12 protein-coding genes are annotated in these 16763 nt (G+C 70.9%); 2 read left to right on the forward strand and 10 right to left on the reverse strand.

The genetic code is table 11. The features are described 5' to 3' along the window. Nucleotides 1-33 precede the first annotated feature (33 nt). The 6 genes from serA to QF037_RS15245 all read right to left on the reverse strand — a co-directional run bounded on the left by serA (nt 34) and on the right by QF037_RS15245 (nt 9975). Nucleotides 34-1623, reverse strand: a complete 1590-nt coding sequence (gene serA, locus QF037_RS15220; RefSeq protein WP_307025530.1) for a phosphoglycerate dehydrogenase — start codon at nt 1621-1623, stop codon at nt 34-36. A gap of 230 nt (nt 1624-1853) precedes the next feature. Next, nucleotides 1854-2852, reverse strand: coding sequence for a ketol-acid reductoisomerase (ilvC, locus tag QF037_RS15225; protein WP_046261684.1), 999 nt, complete (start codon nt 2850-2852; stop codon nt 1854-1856). Between the two features lie 117 nt (nt 2853-2969). Beyond that, nucleotides 2970-3494 (reverse strand): acetolactate synthase small subunit, encoded by a 525-nt coding sequence (ilvN, locus tag QF037_RS15230; RefSeq protein ID WP_046261683.1) that lies wholly within the window; start codon nt 3492-3494, stop codon nt 2970-2972. 21 nt (nt 3495-3515) lie between these two features. Further along, complete coding sequence (locus QF037_RS15235; RefSeq protein ID WP_307025532.1) at nt 3516-5366, reverse strand: acetolactate synthase large subunit; 1851 nt, start codon at nt 5364-5366, stop codon at nt 3516-3518. 235 nt (nt 5367-5601) lie between these two features. Further along, entirely contained in the window at nt 5602-8595 is a 2994-nt protein-coding gene (locus QF037_RS15240; RefSeq protein ID WP_307025534.1) for a putative bifunctional diguanylate cyclase/phosphodiesterase, read from the reverse strand. Nucleotides 8596-8988: 393 nt separating this feature from the next. Beyond that, nucleotides 8989-9975, reverse strand: coding sequence for a 2-hydroxyacid dehydrogenase (locus QF037_RS15245; protein WP_307025536.1), 987 nt, complete (start codon nt 9973-9975; stop codon nt 8989-8991). Nucleotides 9976-10051: 76 nt separating this feature from the next. Here QF037_RS15245 and QF037_RS15250 point away from each other — a divergent pair, with 76 nt between their 5' ends. Then, nucleotides 10052-11050 carry an aldo/keto reductase gene (locus QF037_RS15250; protein ID WP_307025538.1) on the forward strand — a complete coding sequence of 333 codons (999 nt, stop codon included), beginning with the start codon at nt 10052-10054 and terminating at the stop codon, nt 11048-11050. A 113-nt stretch (nt 11051-11163) separates the two neighbouring features. Continuing rightward, on the forward strand, nt 11164-12330 hold the full coding sequence (locus tag QF037_RS15255) for a PQQ-dependent sugar dehydrogenase (protein WP_307025539.1): 1167 nt from the start codon (nt 11164-11166) through the stop codon (nt 12328-12330). A gap of 9 nt (nt 12331-12339) precedes the next feature. Here the strand turns inward: QF037_RS15255 and QF037_RS15260 are convergent, their stop codons facing one another. The 4 genes from QF037_RS15260 to QF037_RS15275 form a co-directional block, all read right to left on the reverse strand. Then, entirely contained in the window at nt 12340-12528 is a 189-nt protein-coding gene (locus QF037_RS15260; RefSeq protein WP_307025541.1) for a DUF6191 domain-containing protein, read from the reverse strand. 88 nt (nt 12529-12616) lie between these two features. Continuing rightward, nucleotides 12617-15655 carry a helix-turn-helix transcriptional regulator gene (locus tag QF037_RS15265; protein ID WP_307037172.1) on the reverse strand — a complete coding sequence of 1013 codons (3039 nt, stop codon included), beginning with the start codon at nt 15653-15655 and terminating at the stop codon, nt 12617-12619. 140 nt (nt 15656-15795) lie between these two features. Next, nucleotides 15796-15981 carry a hypothetical protein gene (locus tag QF037_RS15270; RefSeq protein WP_307025542.1) on the reverse strand — a complete coding sequence of 62 codons (186 nt, stop codon included), beginning with the start codon at nt 15979-15981 and terminating at the stop codon, nt 15796-15798. Between the two features lie 196 nt (nt 15982-16177). Then, entirely contained in the window at nt 16178-16759 is a 582-nt protein-coding gene (locus QF037_RS15275; protein WP_307025543.1) for a hypothetical protein, read from the reverse strand. Between the last annotated feature and the right edge of the window lie 4 nt (nt 16760-16763).

Consider the following 16763-nt stretch of genomic DNA (forward strand, 5'->3'; position numbering starts at 1 on the left):
ACCCTCGGCCCGCCCGGCCTTTCGCGTGGTACGTCAGACCAGGTTCACCGCACGGGCCGACGTCGCGCCGATCTCCACCTCGAGCTCGGCCAGGACCGCCGGGGGCACCGTGTCGTCCACCGTCAGGACGGCGAGCGCCTCGCCGCCGGCCACCGAACGGGACACCTGCATACCGGCGATGTTGATGCCGGCCTCGCCGAAGACGCGGCCCACGGTGCCGACGACGCCCGGGCGGTCCTCGTACTTGAGGACGACCATGTGATCGGCGAGGGCCAGGTCGACGTCGTACTCGCCCACCGCGACGATCTTCTGGAGGTGCTTCGGACCGGCCAGCGTGCCGGAGACCGCGACCTCCTCGCCGTTGCTCAGCGTGCCGCGCACGGTGACGACGTTGCGGTGGTCGGCCGACTCCGAGCTGGTCGTCAGGCGCACCTCGACACCGCGCTCCTGCGCGAACAGCGGGGCGTTGACGTACGACACGGTCTCGTCGACGACGTCCTCGAAGACACCCTTGAGGGCGCTGAGCTCCAGCACCTTCACGTCGTGCTGGGTGATCTCGCCGTAGACCTCGACGTCGAGGCGGACCGCGACCTCACCGGCGAGCGCGGTGAAGATCCGGCCGAGGCGCTCGGCGAGCGGCAGACCCGGCTTGACGTCCTCGGCGATGACACCGCCCTGGACGTTGACCGCGTCCGGGACCAGCTCACCGGCGAGCGCGAGGCGCACGGAGCGGGCGACGGCGATGCCGGCCTTCTCCTGGGCCTCGTCGGTGGAGGCGCCGAGGTGCGGGGTGCAGACGACCTCGTCGAGCTCGAAGAGCGGGGAGTCCGTGCAGGGCTCCTTCGCGTACACGTCGAGGCCGGCGCCGGCGACGCGGCCCTCCTTCAGCGCCGAGAACAGCGCCGTCTCGTCGACGATCCCGCCGCGCGCGGCGTTGACGATGCGCACGCTCGGCTTGACCTTGTGCAGGGCCTCGTCGCCGATGAGACCGAGGGTCTCGGGGGTCTTCGGCAGGTGCACGGTGATGAAGTCGGAGACCTCGAGCAGCTCGTCGAGGGAGAGGACCTTCACGCCCATCTGCGCGGCCCGGGCGGGCTGCACGTAGGGGTCGTAGGCCACGACCTTCATGCCGAAGGCCGACATGCGCTGGGCGACGAGCGCGCCGATGCGGCCGAGGCCGACGACACCGAGGGTCTTCTCGGCCAGCTCGACGCCGGTGTACTTGCTGCGCTTCCACTCGCCGTTCTTCAGCGCGGTGTTGGCCTGCGGGATGTGGCGCGCGGTGGCCAGCAGCAGACCGCAGGCCAGCTCGGCGGCGGTGACGATGTTGGAGGTGGGGGCGTTGACGACCATCACGCCGGCCTTGGTGGCGGCGGAGACGTCGACATTGTCCAGGCCGACGCCGGCTCGTGCGACGACCTTCAGCTTCTTCGCGGCGGCGATCGCCTCGGCGTCCACCTTGGTGGCGGAGCGGATCAGGATCGCGTCCACGTCGGCGATGGCGGGCAGCAGCTCGGCCCGGTCGGCGCCGTTGCACTGCCGGATCTCGAAGTCCGGGCCAAGCGCGTCGACGGTCGCGGGCGACAGCTCTTCAGCGATGAGTACGACAGGTTTCGAGCTCACGTGAGTCCTCACAAGTCCAATGCGGACGGCCGTCCCGACGGCCGCATGCGGTGGAGGTGGCTAGCCGCGTGGAAGACGCACGACGCTGTGGGCCTGACGCGAATGTTGTGCGCCAGTGTAGTGGCGCGGCGGAGGTCGTCTTGCGCCTCTGCGGAAGGATCACCCGTCCGTGCTCCGACGGGTTGGACAACGGGGCCGGACAATGGCGTTCCGGCCCCGTCGGCCGAGGCTTACGCCTCCTCGTCGACCCAGCTCATCAGCTTGCGCAGCTGCTTGCCGGTGGTCTCCAGCAGGTGCTCGGAGTCCTGCTGCTTGTACTCGTTGTACTTCTTCAGACCGCCGTGGTACTCGGCCATCCACTCACGCGCGAAGGTGCCGTCCTGGATCTCGGCGAGGACCTTCTTCATCTCGGCCTTGGTGGCGTCCGTGATGATGCGGGGACCGGTGACGTAGTCGCCCCACTCGGCGGTCTCGGAGACGGACCAGCGCATCTTCTCCAGGCCGCCCTCGTACATGAGGTCGACGATCAGCTTCAGCTCGTGCAGGCATTCGAAGTACGCGATCTCGGGCTGGTAGCCCGCCTCGGTCAGCGTCTCGAAACCGGCCTTCACCAGCGCGGCCGTACCACCGCAGAGAACGGCCTGCTCACCGAAGAGGTCGGTCTCGGTCTCCTCGGTGAAGGTCGTCTTGATGACGCCCGCGCGGGTGCCGCCGATGCCCTTGGCGTACGACAGGGCCAGCGCGAAGGCGTTGCCCGTGGCGTCCTGCTCGACGGCCGCGATGCAGGGAACGCCGCGACCCTCCTCGTACTGGCGGCGGACGAGGTGGCCCGGGCCCTTCGGGGCGACCATGCAGACGTCGATGCCGGCCGGGGGCTTGATGAAGTCGAAGCGGATGTTCAGACCGTGGCCGAAGAACAGCGCGTCGCCGTCGTTGAGGTTGTCCTTGATGGACTCCTCGTAGACCTGGGCCTGGATCGGGTCCGGCACCAGGATCATGATGACGTCGGCCTCGGCGGCGGCCTCCGACGGCGTCACCACGCGCAGGCCCTGCTCCTCGGCCTTGGCCTTGGACTTCGAGCCCTCGTGCAGACCCACCCGGACGTCGACACCCGAGTCACGCAGCGACAGCGCGTGGGCGTGGCCCTGGCTGCCGTAACCGATGACCGCGACCTTGCGGCCCTGGATGATGGACAGGTCGGCGTCGGCGTCGTAGAACAGCTCGGCCACTTTGGGTTCTCTCCTTGAGTGCAGGTGTTGCGTCCCACCGTATGACGGCGGGGTGACGTGAAGTTTCGGGGTCTCGCCATACGGGCGGCCGACGACCGCGACCGCCCGTGTCAATCGTCAGGCAGATCGGTCGAGGGCGCGCAGTGAGCGGTCGGTGATCGAACGGGCGCCGCGGCCGATGGCGATCGTGCCGGACTGGACGAGCTCCTTGATGCCGAACGGCTCCAGCATCTTGAGCATGGCCTCCAGCTTGTCGCTGCCGCCGGTGGCCTCGATGGTGACGGCCTCCGGGGAGACGTCGACGGTCTTGGCGCGGAACAGCTGGACGATCTCGACGATCTGCGAGCGCGTCTCGTTGTCGGCGCGCACCTTCACCAGAACGAGTTCACGCTGAACGGCATTCGCCGGCTCGAGCTCGACGATCTTGAGCACCTCGACGAGCTTGTTGAGCTGCTTGGTGACCTGCTCGAGGGGCAGCGCCTCGACGCTCACCACGATCGTGATGCGGGAGATGTCGGCGTGCTCGGTGACGCCGACGGCGAGCGAGTCGATGTTGAAGCCGCGGCGGGAGAAGAGCGCGGCGATCCGGGCGAGGATGCCCGGCTTGTTCTCCACCAGGACGGAGAGCGTGTGCTTGGACATGATCTTTTACGTCTCTCTCGCTCAGTCGTCTTCGTTGTCGCCGAAGTCGGGGCGGACGTCCCGGGCGGCCAGGATCTCGTCGTTGGAGGTGCCGGCGGCGACCATCGGCCACACCATCGCGTCCTCGTGGACGATGAAGTCGACGACGACCGGGCGGTCGTTGATGGAGTTCGCCTCTTCGATGACCTTGTCGAGGTCGTCCGGGGACTCGCAGCGGATCGCGTAGCAGCCCATGGCCTCCGACAGCTTCACGAAGTCGGGGACGCGGGTGCCCCTGGCCTCCGGGTTGACGTCGTCGGGGCCGGAGTGCAGCACGGTGTTGGAGTACCGCTGGTTGTAGAAGAGGGTCTGCCACTGGCGGACCATCCCGAGGGCGCCGTTGTTGATGATGGCGACCTTGATCGGGATGTTGTTCAGGGCGCAGGTGGTGAGCTCCTGATTGGTCATCTGGAAGCAGCCGTCACCGTCGATCGCCCAGACCGCCTGGTCCGGGGCTCCGGCCTTGGCGCCCATCGCGGCCGGGACCGCGTAGCCCATCGTTCCGGCGCCGCCGGAGTTCAGCCAGGTCGCGGGCTTCTCGTACTGGATGTAGTGCGCGGCCCACATCTGGTGCTGGCCGACGCCCGCGGCGAAGATCGTGCCCTCCGGCGCGAGTTGGCCGATGCGCTCGATGACCTGCTGCGGGGACAGCGTGCCGTTGGTGGGCTGGTCGTAGCCGAGCGGGTAGGTGTCGCGCCAGCGGTTGAGGTCCTTCCACCAGGCGGTGTAGTCACCCTGGTGGCCCTCGCTGTGCTCCTTCTGGACGGCCTGGACCAGGTCGGCGATGACCTCGCGGGCATCCCCGACGATCGGCACGTCCGCGGCGCGGTTCTTGCCGATCTCGGCCGGGTCGATGTCGGCGTGGACGATCTTGGCGTACGGGGCGAAGCTGTCCAGCTTGCCCGTGACGCGGTCGTCGAAGCGGGCTCCGAGGGCGACGATCAGGTCGGCCTTCTGCAGCGCGGTGACGGCGGTGACCGCACCGTGCATGCCCGGCATTCCCACGTGCAGCGGGTGGCTGTCGGGGAATGCGCCGAGCGCCATCAGTGTGGTGGTGACGGGCGCTCCGGTGAGCTCGGCGAGAACCTTGAGCTCCGCGGTGGCGTGTGCCTTGATGACACCGCCGCCGACGTAGAGGACGGGCCGCCTGGCGTTGGTGATGAGCTTCGCGGCCTCGCGGATCTGCTTGGCGTGCGGCTTGGTGACGGGCCGGTAGCCGGGCAGGTCCATGGTGGGCGGCCAGGAGAAGGTGGTCCGCGCCTGGAGGGCGTCCTTGGCGATGTCGACCAGGACCGGGCCGGGGCGGCCGGTGGAGGCGATGTGGAACGCCTGCGCGATCACCCGCGGGATGTCCTCGGCCTTGGTGACGAGGAAGTTGTGCTTGGTGATCGGCATCGTGATGCCGACGATGTCCGCCTCCTGGAAGGCGTCCGTGCCGATCGCCTTGGACGCGACCTGCCCGGTGATCGCCACGAGCGGCACCGAGTCCATGTGTGCGTCCGCGATCGGGGTCACCAGGTTGGTGGCACCGGGTCCGGAGGTCGCCATGCAGACGCCGACCTTGCCGGTGGCCTGCGCGTAGCCGGTGGCCGCGTGGCCGGCGCCCTGCTCGTGGCGGACCAGGACGTGGCGCACCCGCCGGGAATCCATCAGCGGGTCGTACGCGGGCAGGATCGCACCGCCGGGAATGCCGAATACCGTCTCGGCGCCGACCTCCTCGAGAGAGCGGATGAGGGACTGCGCGCCCGTGACGTGCTCGGGGGCGGACTGCTGTCCTCCGGATCGGGGCCGCGGCTGCGGATGGGCCCCGGTGGCCTGCTCGGTCATCGTCATTCTCTTCTCGATGCTGAGGGTTTTTGCGAGGTTCGTACGGTGTGATGCTTTTTACGCCTGGTGTCTGTGCAACAAAAAACCCCTCGTGCCAAGAGGCAAGCGAGGGGAGCGCGCCGGGTGTGGTCGCTGGGAGTTCCGGGTCGATCCGGACGTCACCAGCTCAGCCGACGCGCTGTCCAAGTACGAGAATTCGGGTGCGCATGGCACAGACCCTCCCCCCGGCGCACACCCAGTGTCAAGCGGGTGGGACGGGAGTCTCATTATGTGAGCGAAGGGCACTTCCGCCTCCGAGAACAGCGGGCACACCACTTGTGTACACCCCCGCACCGCCTCCCGCGAACGCGGGCTCCGCCGGTCCGTGCGGAACCGGATAATGGCCGGAACCGAGCGCCCGGCGCAGCCGGTACTCGTCCAACGGACCGGAAAAAGCCATTCCCTGTCCGTGTGTGCACCCCATCGCGCGCAGCGCCACGACCTGCTCGGGCAGATCCACGCCGTCGGCCACGGACTGCAGCCCGAGATCCCCGGCGATCCTGAGCAACCCACTGGTGATCTTGTGCAGCCGCGCGGACTCCACGACCCCCTCGACCAGACTGCGGTCGAGTTTGAGCACGTCGACGGGGAGTCTGCGCAGTGCCGTGATCGCCGCGTACCCGCTCCCGAAGCCGTCCAGGGCGATCCGGACACCGAGCCTGCGCAGGGCGCCGAGACGGCGTTCCAGCTCGTCGAGGGAGACCCGGGGGTCGGTCTCGGACAGCTCGATCACCAGGGACCCGGACGGCAGCCCGTGCCGGGTCAGCAGAGCCTCGATCGAGCCGAGCGGCAGGGAGCGGTCCAGCAGTCGGCGGGCGTTCATCCGGACGGCCACCGGCATGGTCAGCCCGGTCGCGGCACGCTCGGCGGCCTGCTCGACGGCCTCCTCCAGCATCCAGCGGCCCAGTTCGGCGGTCTTGTCGCTGTCCTCGGCGACTCTGAGGAACTCGGCCGGCGTGAAGAGCACCCCCTGCGAGGAGCGCCAGCGCGCCTGGGCGGCGACCGAGGTGATCCGGCCGTCCTCCAGACAGACCACGGGCTGATGCAGCAGCGCGAACTCGCCGTCGTGCAGCGCGGCACGCAGGCGCGTGGCCAGCTCCGCCTTGCGTACGACGTCCTGCTGCATCTGGGGCGCGTACAGCTCGACGCGTCCCTTTCCGGCCGACTTGGCGCGATACATGGCCAGGTCGGCGTTGCGCAGGATCTCGCCCGCGCCGAGGCCCGGCTCGGAGAACGCGACGCCGATGGAGGCGGCGACGCGGACATCGTTGCCGTCGATGAGGTAGGGCTGCGAGAGCGTGATCCGCAGGCGATCGGCGAGGTCCAGGATGTGCCGCTCGCGAGCGCTGCGGTCACGGGTGCCGTCCCCGACGATCAGGGCCGCGAACTCGTCGCCGCCGAGCCTGGACGCGGTGTCGCCGTGCCGGACCGCGTCCTGGAGTCTGCGGGCGGCCTGGACGAGCAGCTCGTCCCCGGCCTGGTGCCCGATCGTGTCGTTGACGGCCTTGAAGCCGTCGAGGTCGATGAACAGGACGGCGGTGCCGCGGTCGGAGGCGCGGCGGCCGGAGAGCGCGTGCTGGACGCGCTTGGTGAACAGGGCGCGGTTGGGCAGGTCGGTGAGCGGGTCGTGCTCGGCGTTGTGCTGGAGCTGCGCCTGCAGGCGCACTCTTTCGGTCACGTCCCGGCTGTTGAAGATGAGGCCGCCGTGGTGACGGTTGACGGTGGACTCGACATTGAGCCAGCCTCCGTCGCCGGACCGGAAACGGCACTCGATGCGCGTGGTGGGTTCATCGCGAGGGTGGGCGGCGAGGAAGCGGCGCACCTCGTGCACCACGCAGCCCAGATCCTCCGGGTGAATGAGATTGGCCAGCTCGGTGCCCACGAGGTCCTCCGCGGGGCAGCCGTAGACACCGGCGGCGGCCGGGGAGACGTAGCGGAGGATCCCGTTGGGCGCGGCGATCATGATGACGTCGCTGGAGCCCTGCACCAGGGAGCGGAAGTGGTTCTCCTTCTGCGCCAGTTCCTGGGTGAGGGTGATGTTGTCGAGCAGCATGATGCCCTGGCGCACCACGAGGGCGAGCACGACGGTGCCGCCGGTGAGGAGCACCACGCGGTCGACGCTGTGGCCGTCGAGGACGTTGTAGAGGATGCCCAGCGTGCAGACGGCGGCGGCGAGATACGGCGTGAGCGCGGACAGGGAGCCGACGATGGGACCCGCGGCCGGATACCGGCTGTGCTCACCTCCCTGCGGGGGTGCGTGGTGGTGGACGCCGCCGCGCTGTCCCGGCAGATGCTCGTGGACCACGCGCGTGTGCCCCGCGCCGTCCTGCCCTTCGGTGCCCGGCTGCCCCTGGCGGGATGCGGCCCAGGGCGCGTAGGCCAGCAGCAGCGAGCCCGCGAACCAGCCCGCGTCCAGCAACTGGCCGGAGCGGTAGGCGTTCTGGACCAGCGGCGAGGTGAACAGGGCGTCGCACATGACGGTCAGGGCGAGTGCGCCGATGGCGGTGTTCACCGCCGTACGGTTCACCGCCGAGCGCCGGAAGTGCAGCGCGAGCGCCATGCTGACCAGGGCGATGTCCAACAGCGGGTAGGCGAGCGACAGCGCGGTCTGCGACACGCTCGACCCGTCGGACCGCGCCGCCTGGGCGAGGGCCAGGCTCCACGAGAGCGTGAGCAGCGAGCCGCCGATCAGCCAGGCGTCCAGGCCGAGGCAGACCCAACCGGCCTTCGTCACCGGCCGTTTGGCGAGGACCAGCAGGCCCACGATGGCGGGCGGCGCGAAGCACAGGAAGAACCCGTCGGCGTAGCTGGGGGTGGGCACGGGGCGTTGCAGAACGACCTCGTACCACCCCCAGACCAGGTTGCCCAGGGACGCCATGGCCGAGGAGACGGCGAACAGTATCCAGGCGAGTCGAAAGCGGACGCGCCGGTTACGGGCGCAGACGACGCAGGAGACGGCGGCGATGGCCGCCGCGGCGCTCAGCCCGAAGTCGCCCATGATCAGCGCGACTTCCTGGGAGCCCCAGCCGAGCGCGGAACCGACGGCGTATCCCGCGCACACCAGGGCCAGCAGGAGTTGATGGACCATGCTCGTCCGGCTACCGGAGGCCGGCGGCCGGGGCAGCCGCGCCCCCGGCGAAGGCTGTGCCCGCAGCGCTCCGTTGAGGGTGGTCGTGGGAGGCGGCGGCGAACTCACCGGACCCTCCTGGTCCGCGCCGCTCCCGGGTCCCGGGAGTCCGGGGTCGCTGGATGCGCATGCCTCCTGCGGCTGCTGTGCCTGCGCTGGTGATGGCTGTGACGGCAGGGGTGGCTGCCGTGGTGACCGCGTCTGCGCGCGGCCGTGCGCCAGGGTCGTCGTCGGCGGCTTCGCCGCGTCGGATCGTTCGTCCATAGGCCGTGCATCGCCCGTCGCCCCCCTCACAGTCTGCAATGTCCATCCCCAGCGCCGAACTGTCCGTGGCGCAGCCCCTGTCGGGACGATACACCAGTCTCGTCACTCAGGGACATAGTTCCTCTACGCTCCGTGACGACCAGCGGGGATGCGAGCACGGACCGCGTCCGGGGGGTTGCGGAGGGTACCGGAAACGGATTACGCGCTTGTTGCTCCGCGGCTCTCAGCGCTTGTGGGGCCCGTCGTAAGGATCACGTTGCGCAGCGGCTCCCGGTTCACGAAACGCCCCAACTGGTCCACCAGCAGCCGCTTGGCGCGCGGCAGGAAGGCGGATGTCGGTCCGCCCACGTGGGGACTGATGAGCACGCCGGGCGCCTGCCACAACGGGTGCCCCGCGGGCAGCGGTTCGGGGTCGACGACGTCCAGGGCCGCGGTGATCCGGCCGCTCTCCAGTTCGGCGAGCAGGGCCTTGGTGTCGACGACGCCACCGCGCGCGACGTTCACCAGGAGGGCGCCGTCCTTCATCCGGGCCAGGAACCCGGAGTTCACCAGACCTCGCGTGGTGTCGTTGAGCGGCGTGGAGAGGATGACGACGTCCGCCTCCGGCAGCAGGGCGGGCAGTTCCGCGAGTGGGTGCACCGGTCCGCGCTCCGTGGTGCGTGCGGAGCGCGCGACGCGCGCCACCCGCGCGACCTCGAACGGTACGAGCCGGTCCTCGATGGCGGAGCCGATGGAGCCGTAGCCGACGATGAGCACCGACTTGTCGGCGAGCGCCGGGTGGAAGTCGCCCTGCCAGTGCTCCTGTTGCTGGGCGCGGACGAAGCCGGGGATGCCGCGCAGCGAGGCCAGCGTGAGCGTCAGGGCGAGCTCGGCGGTGCTCGCCTCGTGCACACCGCGCGCGTTGCACAGCTCCACGCCGGGCACGATGTCGTCCAGTTGCGCCAGGACGTCGTCGACGCCCGCCGTGAGCGTCTGGACGAGCCGCAGGTTGCGCATCTCCTTCAGCGGGCGGACCTTCACGGGCTGCCGCTTCATGTACGGCACGACGTACACGGCGCAGTCGGCCGGGTCCCCGGGGAACTTCTGCCGCCCGTCCTCACCCCCGTCCCAGAAAAGGTAGTGGGGCCCTTCCGGGAGCCCTGCGATCTCTTCCGGCGGGATGGGGAGCCACACGTCAGCGGTCATGGTCCGAGGCTATGTCAGGTGCGTGGGGTGCAGAGGTTAGGTTGTGGGGTGCCGGAAGAGGGAGGGTCACGAGCAGGTGGAGCGCAGGACGATCGGGGCGGCGGCGCTCGCGGTGGGGGGTGTCGGACTCGGTTGCATGCCGATGAGCTGGGCCTACAGCGGGTCGCGGCAGCGGGGCGAGGAGTCGTTCAGGGCCGTGCACCGGGCGCTGGACCTGGGCTCGACGCTGCTGGACACGGCCGACATGTACGGCCCGTTCACCAATGAGCTGTTGGTGGGGCGGGTGTTGAAGGAGCGGCGCGGTGAGGCCTTCGTGTCGACGAAGGTGGGGCTGCTGGTCGGCGAGCAGCACATCGTGGCCAACGGCCGGCCCGGTTATGTGAAGCGGGCGTGCGACGCGTCGCTGCGGCGGCTGCAGACGGACGTGATCGACCTGTACCAGCTGCACCGCGCCGACCCCGAGGTCCCGGTCGAGGAGACCTGGGGTGCGATGGCGGAGCTGGTCCAGGCCGGGAAGGTACGGTCGCTGGGGCTGTGCGCGGTGGGCGCGCGCGGTGGCCGCCGGTCCGGGGCCCGTCTGCACGACGCGACGATCCGCCAGCTGCAGCGCGTCCAGCAGGTCTTCCCGGTGAGCGCGGTGGAGGCGGAGCTGTCGGTGTGGTCGCCGGAGGCCCTGGAGTCTCTGCTGCCGTGGTGCGAGACCCGCGGGGTCGGCTTCCTGGCGGCGATGCCGCTGGGCAACGGTTTCCTCACCGGCACGCTGACCCCGGGCGAGGGCTTCGAACCGGACGACGTCCGGGCCCGCCACCCCCGCTTCACGGCGGAGATGATGGCCGCCAACCAGCCGATCGTCGTCGGCCTGCGCCGCATCGCCGCCCGCCACGGCGACGCCGTCACACCGGCCCAGGTGGCCTTGGCGTGGGTGCTGTCCCGGGGCCGCCATGTGGTCCCGGTCCCGGGCGCCAAGCAGGAGCGCTGGGTGACGGAGAACGCGGCGGCGGCCGGGCTGCGGCTGTCCGCGCAGGACCTGGCGGAGGTGGCGGCATTGCCCAGGGCGCGGGGATCCTGGGACTGACGGGATCCGGCGGCGGAGCGGCCCGTCGCGGTTCGGGTCCCGGAGATCGGGAACCTGTGAGGCCCGAGCGGTGTAAGAACAGTAGAAGCCACCGCGTCGAAGGGACCGAGATCGTGCAACGACGAGCAGTGTCGGCCGTGTTGGCCGCAACCGCGCTCCTGGTGACGGCCGGATGTTCCTCCGACGACGGCGGTGGCGGGGCATCGGGCGGTGGTACGACACCGAGCAGCAGTACGACGTCGGAGGCCGCCCCCAGCCGGCAGGCCGCCGAGGAGACACCTCCCGCGAAGGGCTCGGTGAAGGTGCTCCGCACGGCCGCCACCGGGCTGGACACCCCTTGGGGCCTGGCCCCGCTGCCCGACGGCGACCTGCTGGTCTCCTCCCGGGACGAGGCGACGATCACCCGCGTCGACGGGGAGACCGGCAAGAAGACCGAGCTGGGCGAGGTGCCGGGGGTCTCCCCCGCCGGTGAGGGCGGGCTCATGGGCCTCGCGCTGTCACCGGACTACGCCTCGGACCACATGGTCTACGCCTACTTCACCTCGGCCTCGGACAACCGCGTCGTCCGCATGCTGTACGAGGAGGGGAAGCCGTCCGGCGAGCAGCTGGGCGCTCCGGACACCGTCTTCAGGGGCATCCCCAAGGGCTATATCCACAACGGCGGCCGGATCGCCTTCGGCCCGGACAAGATGCTGTACGCGGGCACGGGCGAGAGCGGCAACACCGGTCTGTCCCAGGACAAGAAGTCCCTGGGCGGCAAGATCCTGCGGCTGACGCCGGAGGGCGATCCGGCCCCGGGCAACCCGTTCCCCGACTCCCCCGTGTACTCGCTCGGCCACCGCAATGTGCAGGGCCTGGCCTGGGACACCAAGCAGCGTCTGTTCGCCTCGGAGTTCGGCCAGGACACCTGGGACGAGCTGAACGCGATCGAGCCGGGCGGCAACTACGGCTGGCCGGAGACGGAGGGCAAGTCCGACGAGGGCGACTTCCGCGACCCCATAGCCCAGTGGGCCACGGATGACGCCTCCCCCAGCGGTATCGCCTACGCCGAGGGCTCGATATGGATGGCGGGGCTGAAGGGCCAGCGCCTGTGGCGCATCCCGCTGAAGGGCACGGAGGCCTCGGCGGACCCGCAGGCGTTCCTGGAGGGTGAGTACGGCCGGCTGCGCACGGTGGTGTCGGCGGGCGGCGACAAGCTGTGGCTGGTCACCAGCAACACGGACGGGAGGGGCGACCCGAAGGAGGGGGACGACCGGATCTTGCAGGTACAGGTGAGCTGAGCCAGGCCGTCAGTCCTGGGCGGACTCGTCCTCGTCCGACGTCGGCCGCCGTACGACGACCTTGCCGGACGCGAGGTCTATCGGCCCGCGTCCGGGGTCGTTGTCTCCGATGTCCTCCCGTGTCAGTGCCAGCCGGTTCTCTTCGTCCTGGGTGTGTTTTCGACCGGGTGCGAACAGTTCCTCGAAGGCGTTGAACACGGGACCTCCCTGGGCCGACGTCCTTTACAGCGTAAGCCTGACGCCGTTCGTCCGAAGGGTGAGCCTGTGGCCCCGTTCCCGCGGGGCCTCATCCCGCCGTCCGGCCGGTGAGCGGCTCGGCCGGGAACAGCCCCAGCCGGTGTGCCACGGCCGCGGCCTCGCCCCTGCCCGAGACGCCGAGCTTGGCCAGGATGTTCGAGACATGGACGCTGGCCGTCTTCGGGGAGATGAACAGCTCCTCGGCTATCTGACGGTTGCTGCGGCCGGCGGAGACCAGGCGCAGCACGTCGCGTTCCCGGCCGGTGAGGCCGAGGGAATCGGCCGTCGGGGCCTGGGACCGCTTCGGGGCGCGGGCCATGGGGAGGCGGGCGCGCTGGGCGAGCTGGGTGACGGCGTCGGCCAGGGGACGGGCACCGAGGTGGCGGGCGACGGCGTGGGCGAGGCGCAGCAGCTCCGTGGCGCGGTCGCGTCCGTCCTCGCCGCCGGTGGCCAGGAGGGCCTCGGCGAGACGGTGGCGGACGCGCGCGAGGTCGTAGGGGCGGTCCAGGCGCTCGAAGGCGGCGGTCACCTCCGACCAGTCGTCGGGGTCGCTCGCGCCCTCGGCGCGCAGGAGCTCCGCGCGGACCCAGCGTTCGTGGGCCTGCCAGACGGGGACGTTGGTGGCCAGGGGCTTGGCGGCCGTGCGGATGCGTTCGAGGAGTTCGGCGCGGCCGGGGTCGGCGGCGGGCAGACCGAGGGCGTCGGCCTCCATGGCGGCTGCGGTCCGCAGGAGGGGCCAGGCGTAGCGCTGGGTGTCGGGCGGGAAGCCGGTGTCCATGGCGCGTTCGAGTTCGGCGCGGGCGTCCAGGAGGCGGCCCTCGCCGGCGGCGACGCCGATGGCGATGCGGGCGAGGGGGATCTCGTTCTGGGGCGGCCGGTCGTGGTTGCCGAAGTGACTTCGGGAGGCGGCCAGTTGGTGGCGGGACTCGGCCAGGTCTCCGCGGGCGAGGGCGAGTTCGGCGCGCAGGAGGGCGTGGAAGCCGCGGGGCTTGGCGCTCTGCCCGATGCGTCCGGCGTTGACGGAGGCTTCGGCGGCCTCGTCCCAGCGGCCCAGGCTGCAGAGGGATTCGGCGAGGTTGCCCCAGGCCCAGGCCTCGCTGTCCGGGAGGCCGAACCGCCGGGTGTAGGCGAGCCCTTCTTCCAGGATGGGCACGGCGTCGGCGGAGCGTCCGACGGCTTCGAGGGCGTCCGGCAGGTTCACATAGACGCGGGCCGCGACGGCGGAGAGGCCGTGCTCGACGGTCTCGCGCTTGACCTCCAGCATCTCGCCTAGTCCCGTCTCGATGTCACCGGCGTGGACCTTGAGGCTGCCGAGGGTGAGCCGGGCGTTCATCTCGATCTCGTGGACGCCGAGCATGCCTGCGTACTCCACGGCGCGTTCGGCGGCGGAGAAGGCGTCGGGGCCGGGGACGTGCACCATGGACCAGTTGGCGACGCTGGCGAGGACCTCGGCGTGCACCTCGGAGGGCGGCAGGCCGCGTACCAGCTCCTGGGCGGTGGCCAGTTCCTGCCAGCCGTCGCCCCGGGACAGCGCCGAGATCAGCCGGGAGCGCTGTACCCAGAACCAGGCGCTGCGCAGCGGGTCGCCCTCCTCCTCCAGGAGGTGCAGCGCCCGCTTGGTGATCTTCAGGGCGCGTTCCCGTTCCCCGCAGAGCCGGCCGGCCACGGCGGCCTCGGCCATCAGGTCGAGATAGCGCAGCGGGGTGGTGGCCGGGTCGCAGCCGCAGGCGGGGTAGACCTCGGCGTAGTCGACGGGTCGCAAGGCGGCCCGTACGTTCTCGGGGGCGGTGTCCCAGAGCTCCATCGCGCGTTCCAGGAGCCGCAGTTGTTCGGAGTAGGCGTGCCGGCGGCGGGCGGTGACGGAGGCGTCCAGGACGGCGGGCAGGGCCTTGGCCGCGTCGTGGGCGTGGTACCAGTAGCTGGCCAGGCGCATGACGCGGCCGTCGGCCGGCACGAGCGTCGGGTCGGCCTCCAGGGCCTCGGCGTAGCGGCGGTTGAGGCGGGAGCGCTCGCCGGGCAGCAGGTCGTCGCTGACGGCCTCGCGGACCAGGGAGTGGCGGAAGCGGTAGCCGTCGCCGTCGGGTGCGGCGCTGAGGATGTTGGCGTTCACGGCGGCCCGCAGTGCCTCGATGAGGTCGTCCTCGGCGAGCCCGGCGACGGCGGCGAGCAGCCGGTACTCGACGGTGGAGCCGCCCTCGGCGACGACCCGGGCGACCCGCTGGGTGCTCTCGGGCAGTCCCTCGACCCGGACCAGGAGCAGGTCGCGCAGTGAGTCGGTGAGGCCGGCACAGCAGCCCTCGTGGGCGGCGACGGCGAGTTCCTCGACGAAGAAGGCGTTGCCGTCGGAGCGTTCGAAGATGTCGTCGACGGTGGCCGGGTCGGGTTCGGAGGCGAGGATGCCGGCGATCTGGCGGCCGACCTCGGTGCGGTTGAAGCGGCCGAGTTCGAGGCGGCGGACGGTGCGCAGCCGGTCGAGTTCGGCGAGCAGGGGGCGCAGCGGGTGGCGGCGGTGGATGTCGTCGGCGCGGTAGGTGGCGAGGACGACGAGGCGGCCGGTGCGCAGGGTGCGGAAGAGGTAGGCGAGGAGGTGGCGGGTGGAGGCGTCGGCCCAGTGCAGGTCTTCGAGGGCGACGACGACCGTGCGGTCGGCGGCGACGCGCTCCAGCACGCGGGCGGTGAGTTCGAAGAGGCGGGCCATGCTCTGCTCGTCGTGGCGTCCCGAGGGGGCTTCGCCCAGTTCGGGCAGGAGCCGGGCGAGTTCCTCCTCCTGGCCCGCGGCCGCGGCGGCCATCTCGTCCGGCAGTTCGCGGCGCAGAGCGCGCAGGGCGGTGGAGAACGGGGCGAAGGGCAGCCCGTCGGCGCCGATCTCGACGCAGCCGCCGAGCGCGACGACCGTGCCCTGTCCGCCGGCCGCGGTGGCGAACTCCTCGACGAGCCGGGTCTTGCCGACTCCGGCCTCGCCGCCGATCAGCAACGCCTGTGGCTCGCCCGCGGCGGCACGGGCGAGCGCCTCGTTCAAGTGGGTCAGTTCATCGGCGCGACCGACGAACACGGGACTGACGGACCTGGTCTCCACGGGCCCGAGCATCGCACGGGGGTCCGACAGCGCGGCACCGGTTTTCGCGGGGAGCGTGCCCGCCGCCTCCCTCCTGGGGTCCGCCGGCGCCCCGGCGTTCAGGGGGGCGGCCGCCGCCTCGGTCGGCGGGCGGCCGTCCCCCTCCCCCGTGGTCACGCGGTGCGCAGGAAGCGGAGTCGGCGGGAGAGCCCGGTATGCACCTCGCCCTCGGTCTCGTGGCCGGCTGCCTCGCGGCGGGCGGCGCGGCGTCCGCGGACCGCCTCGCGGGCCAGCCGCTCCTGCTGGGCCTGACGGCGCAGGTCGGCGGAACGCAGCTGGGAGAGCTCGTACTCGTACATGGTGTCCCCTTGGGAGAGTCGGTTTCGTGCTTCGCTTTCTGCGATGCCTTTACCTTCGTCTCCAAGGCGGGTCCGCCACATCGGGAGAGTTCCGCATCTTCGGCCACGGTAGGGGCCTTAGACGTGCCTAAGGGGCCTCAGGCGCTGCGTAAGGTGCTTACGCTCGACCTAAGACCCCTTGGTGACCTGCGGTGATTCAGCTCGTGGACGGCAGTCCGAGCAGGACGTCGGTGTACTTGAGGACGGCCAGGAGCAGGCCGATGACACCGAGCGAGACACCCGCCCAGCCGACCGACTTGATCCACGGGGCCTGCGGCTTGCCGGGCGCCCCGAAGGCGGGCCGGGCCAGCACGAAGACGCCCACGATCAGCGCGGCGAGCGCGAAGAAGCCGGCCCACAGGGCGGAGGTCTGCCAGGCGTCGCCGTAGACCTCCTTGACCTGCGTGGCGACGGTCGCGGTCGACGCCGTCTCCAGCTGACCCACGAGGGTCTCGCGGGCGGCGGCGACCGTACCGATCCAGCCACCGGTGAGGGAGACGAGACCGAGCCCGGCGGACACGACGGCGGCCGCACCCTGGCCGACGCCGGACGGGCCCTCCTTCTCGTCCTCGCCGAGGCCCTCGAGGAGCTCGGCCTCGTCGCCGTCCTCGGCGTCGTCGACCTCGGTCACCTCGTCGGCGCCCACGGCGTCGCTCTTCGTGACGTCCACCTTCTCCTCGTCGGTCCTGGCCTCGGGGCCGGTGTCGGCCCCGGTCTCGTCAACAGTCTTGGTTCCCATACCT

It is taken from the genome of Streptomyces canus, assembly GCF_030815415.1.
Taxonomy (GTDB): domain Bacteria; phylum Actinomycetota; class Actinomycetes; order Streptomycetales; family Streptomycetaceae; genus Streptomyces; species Streptomyces canus_F.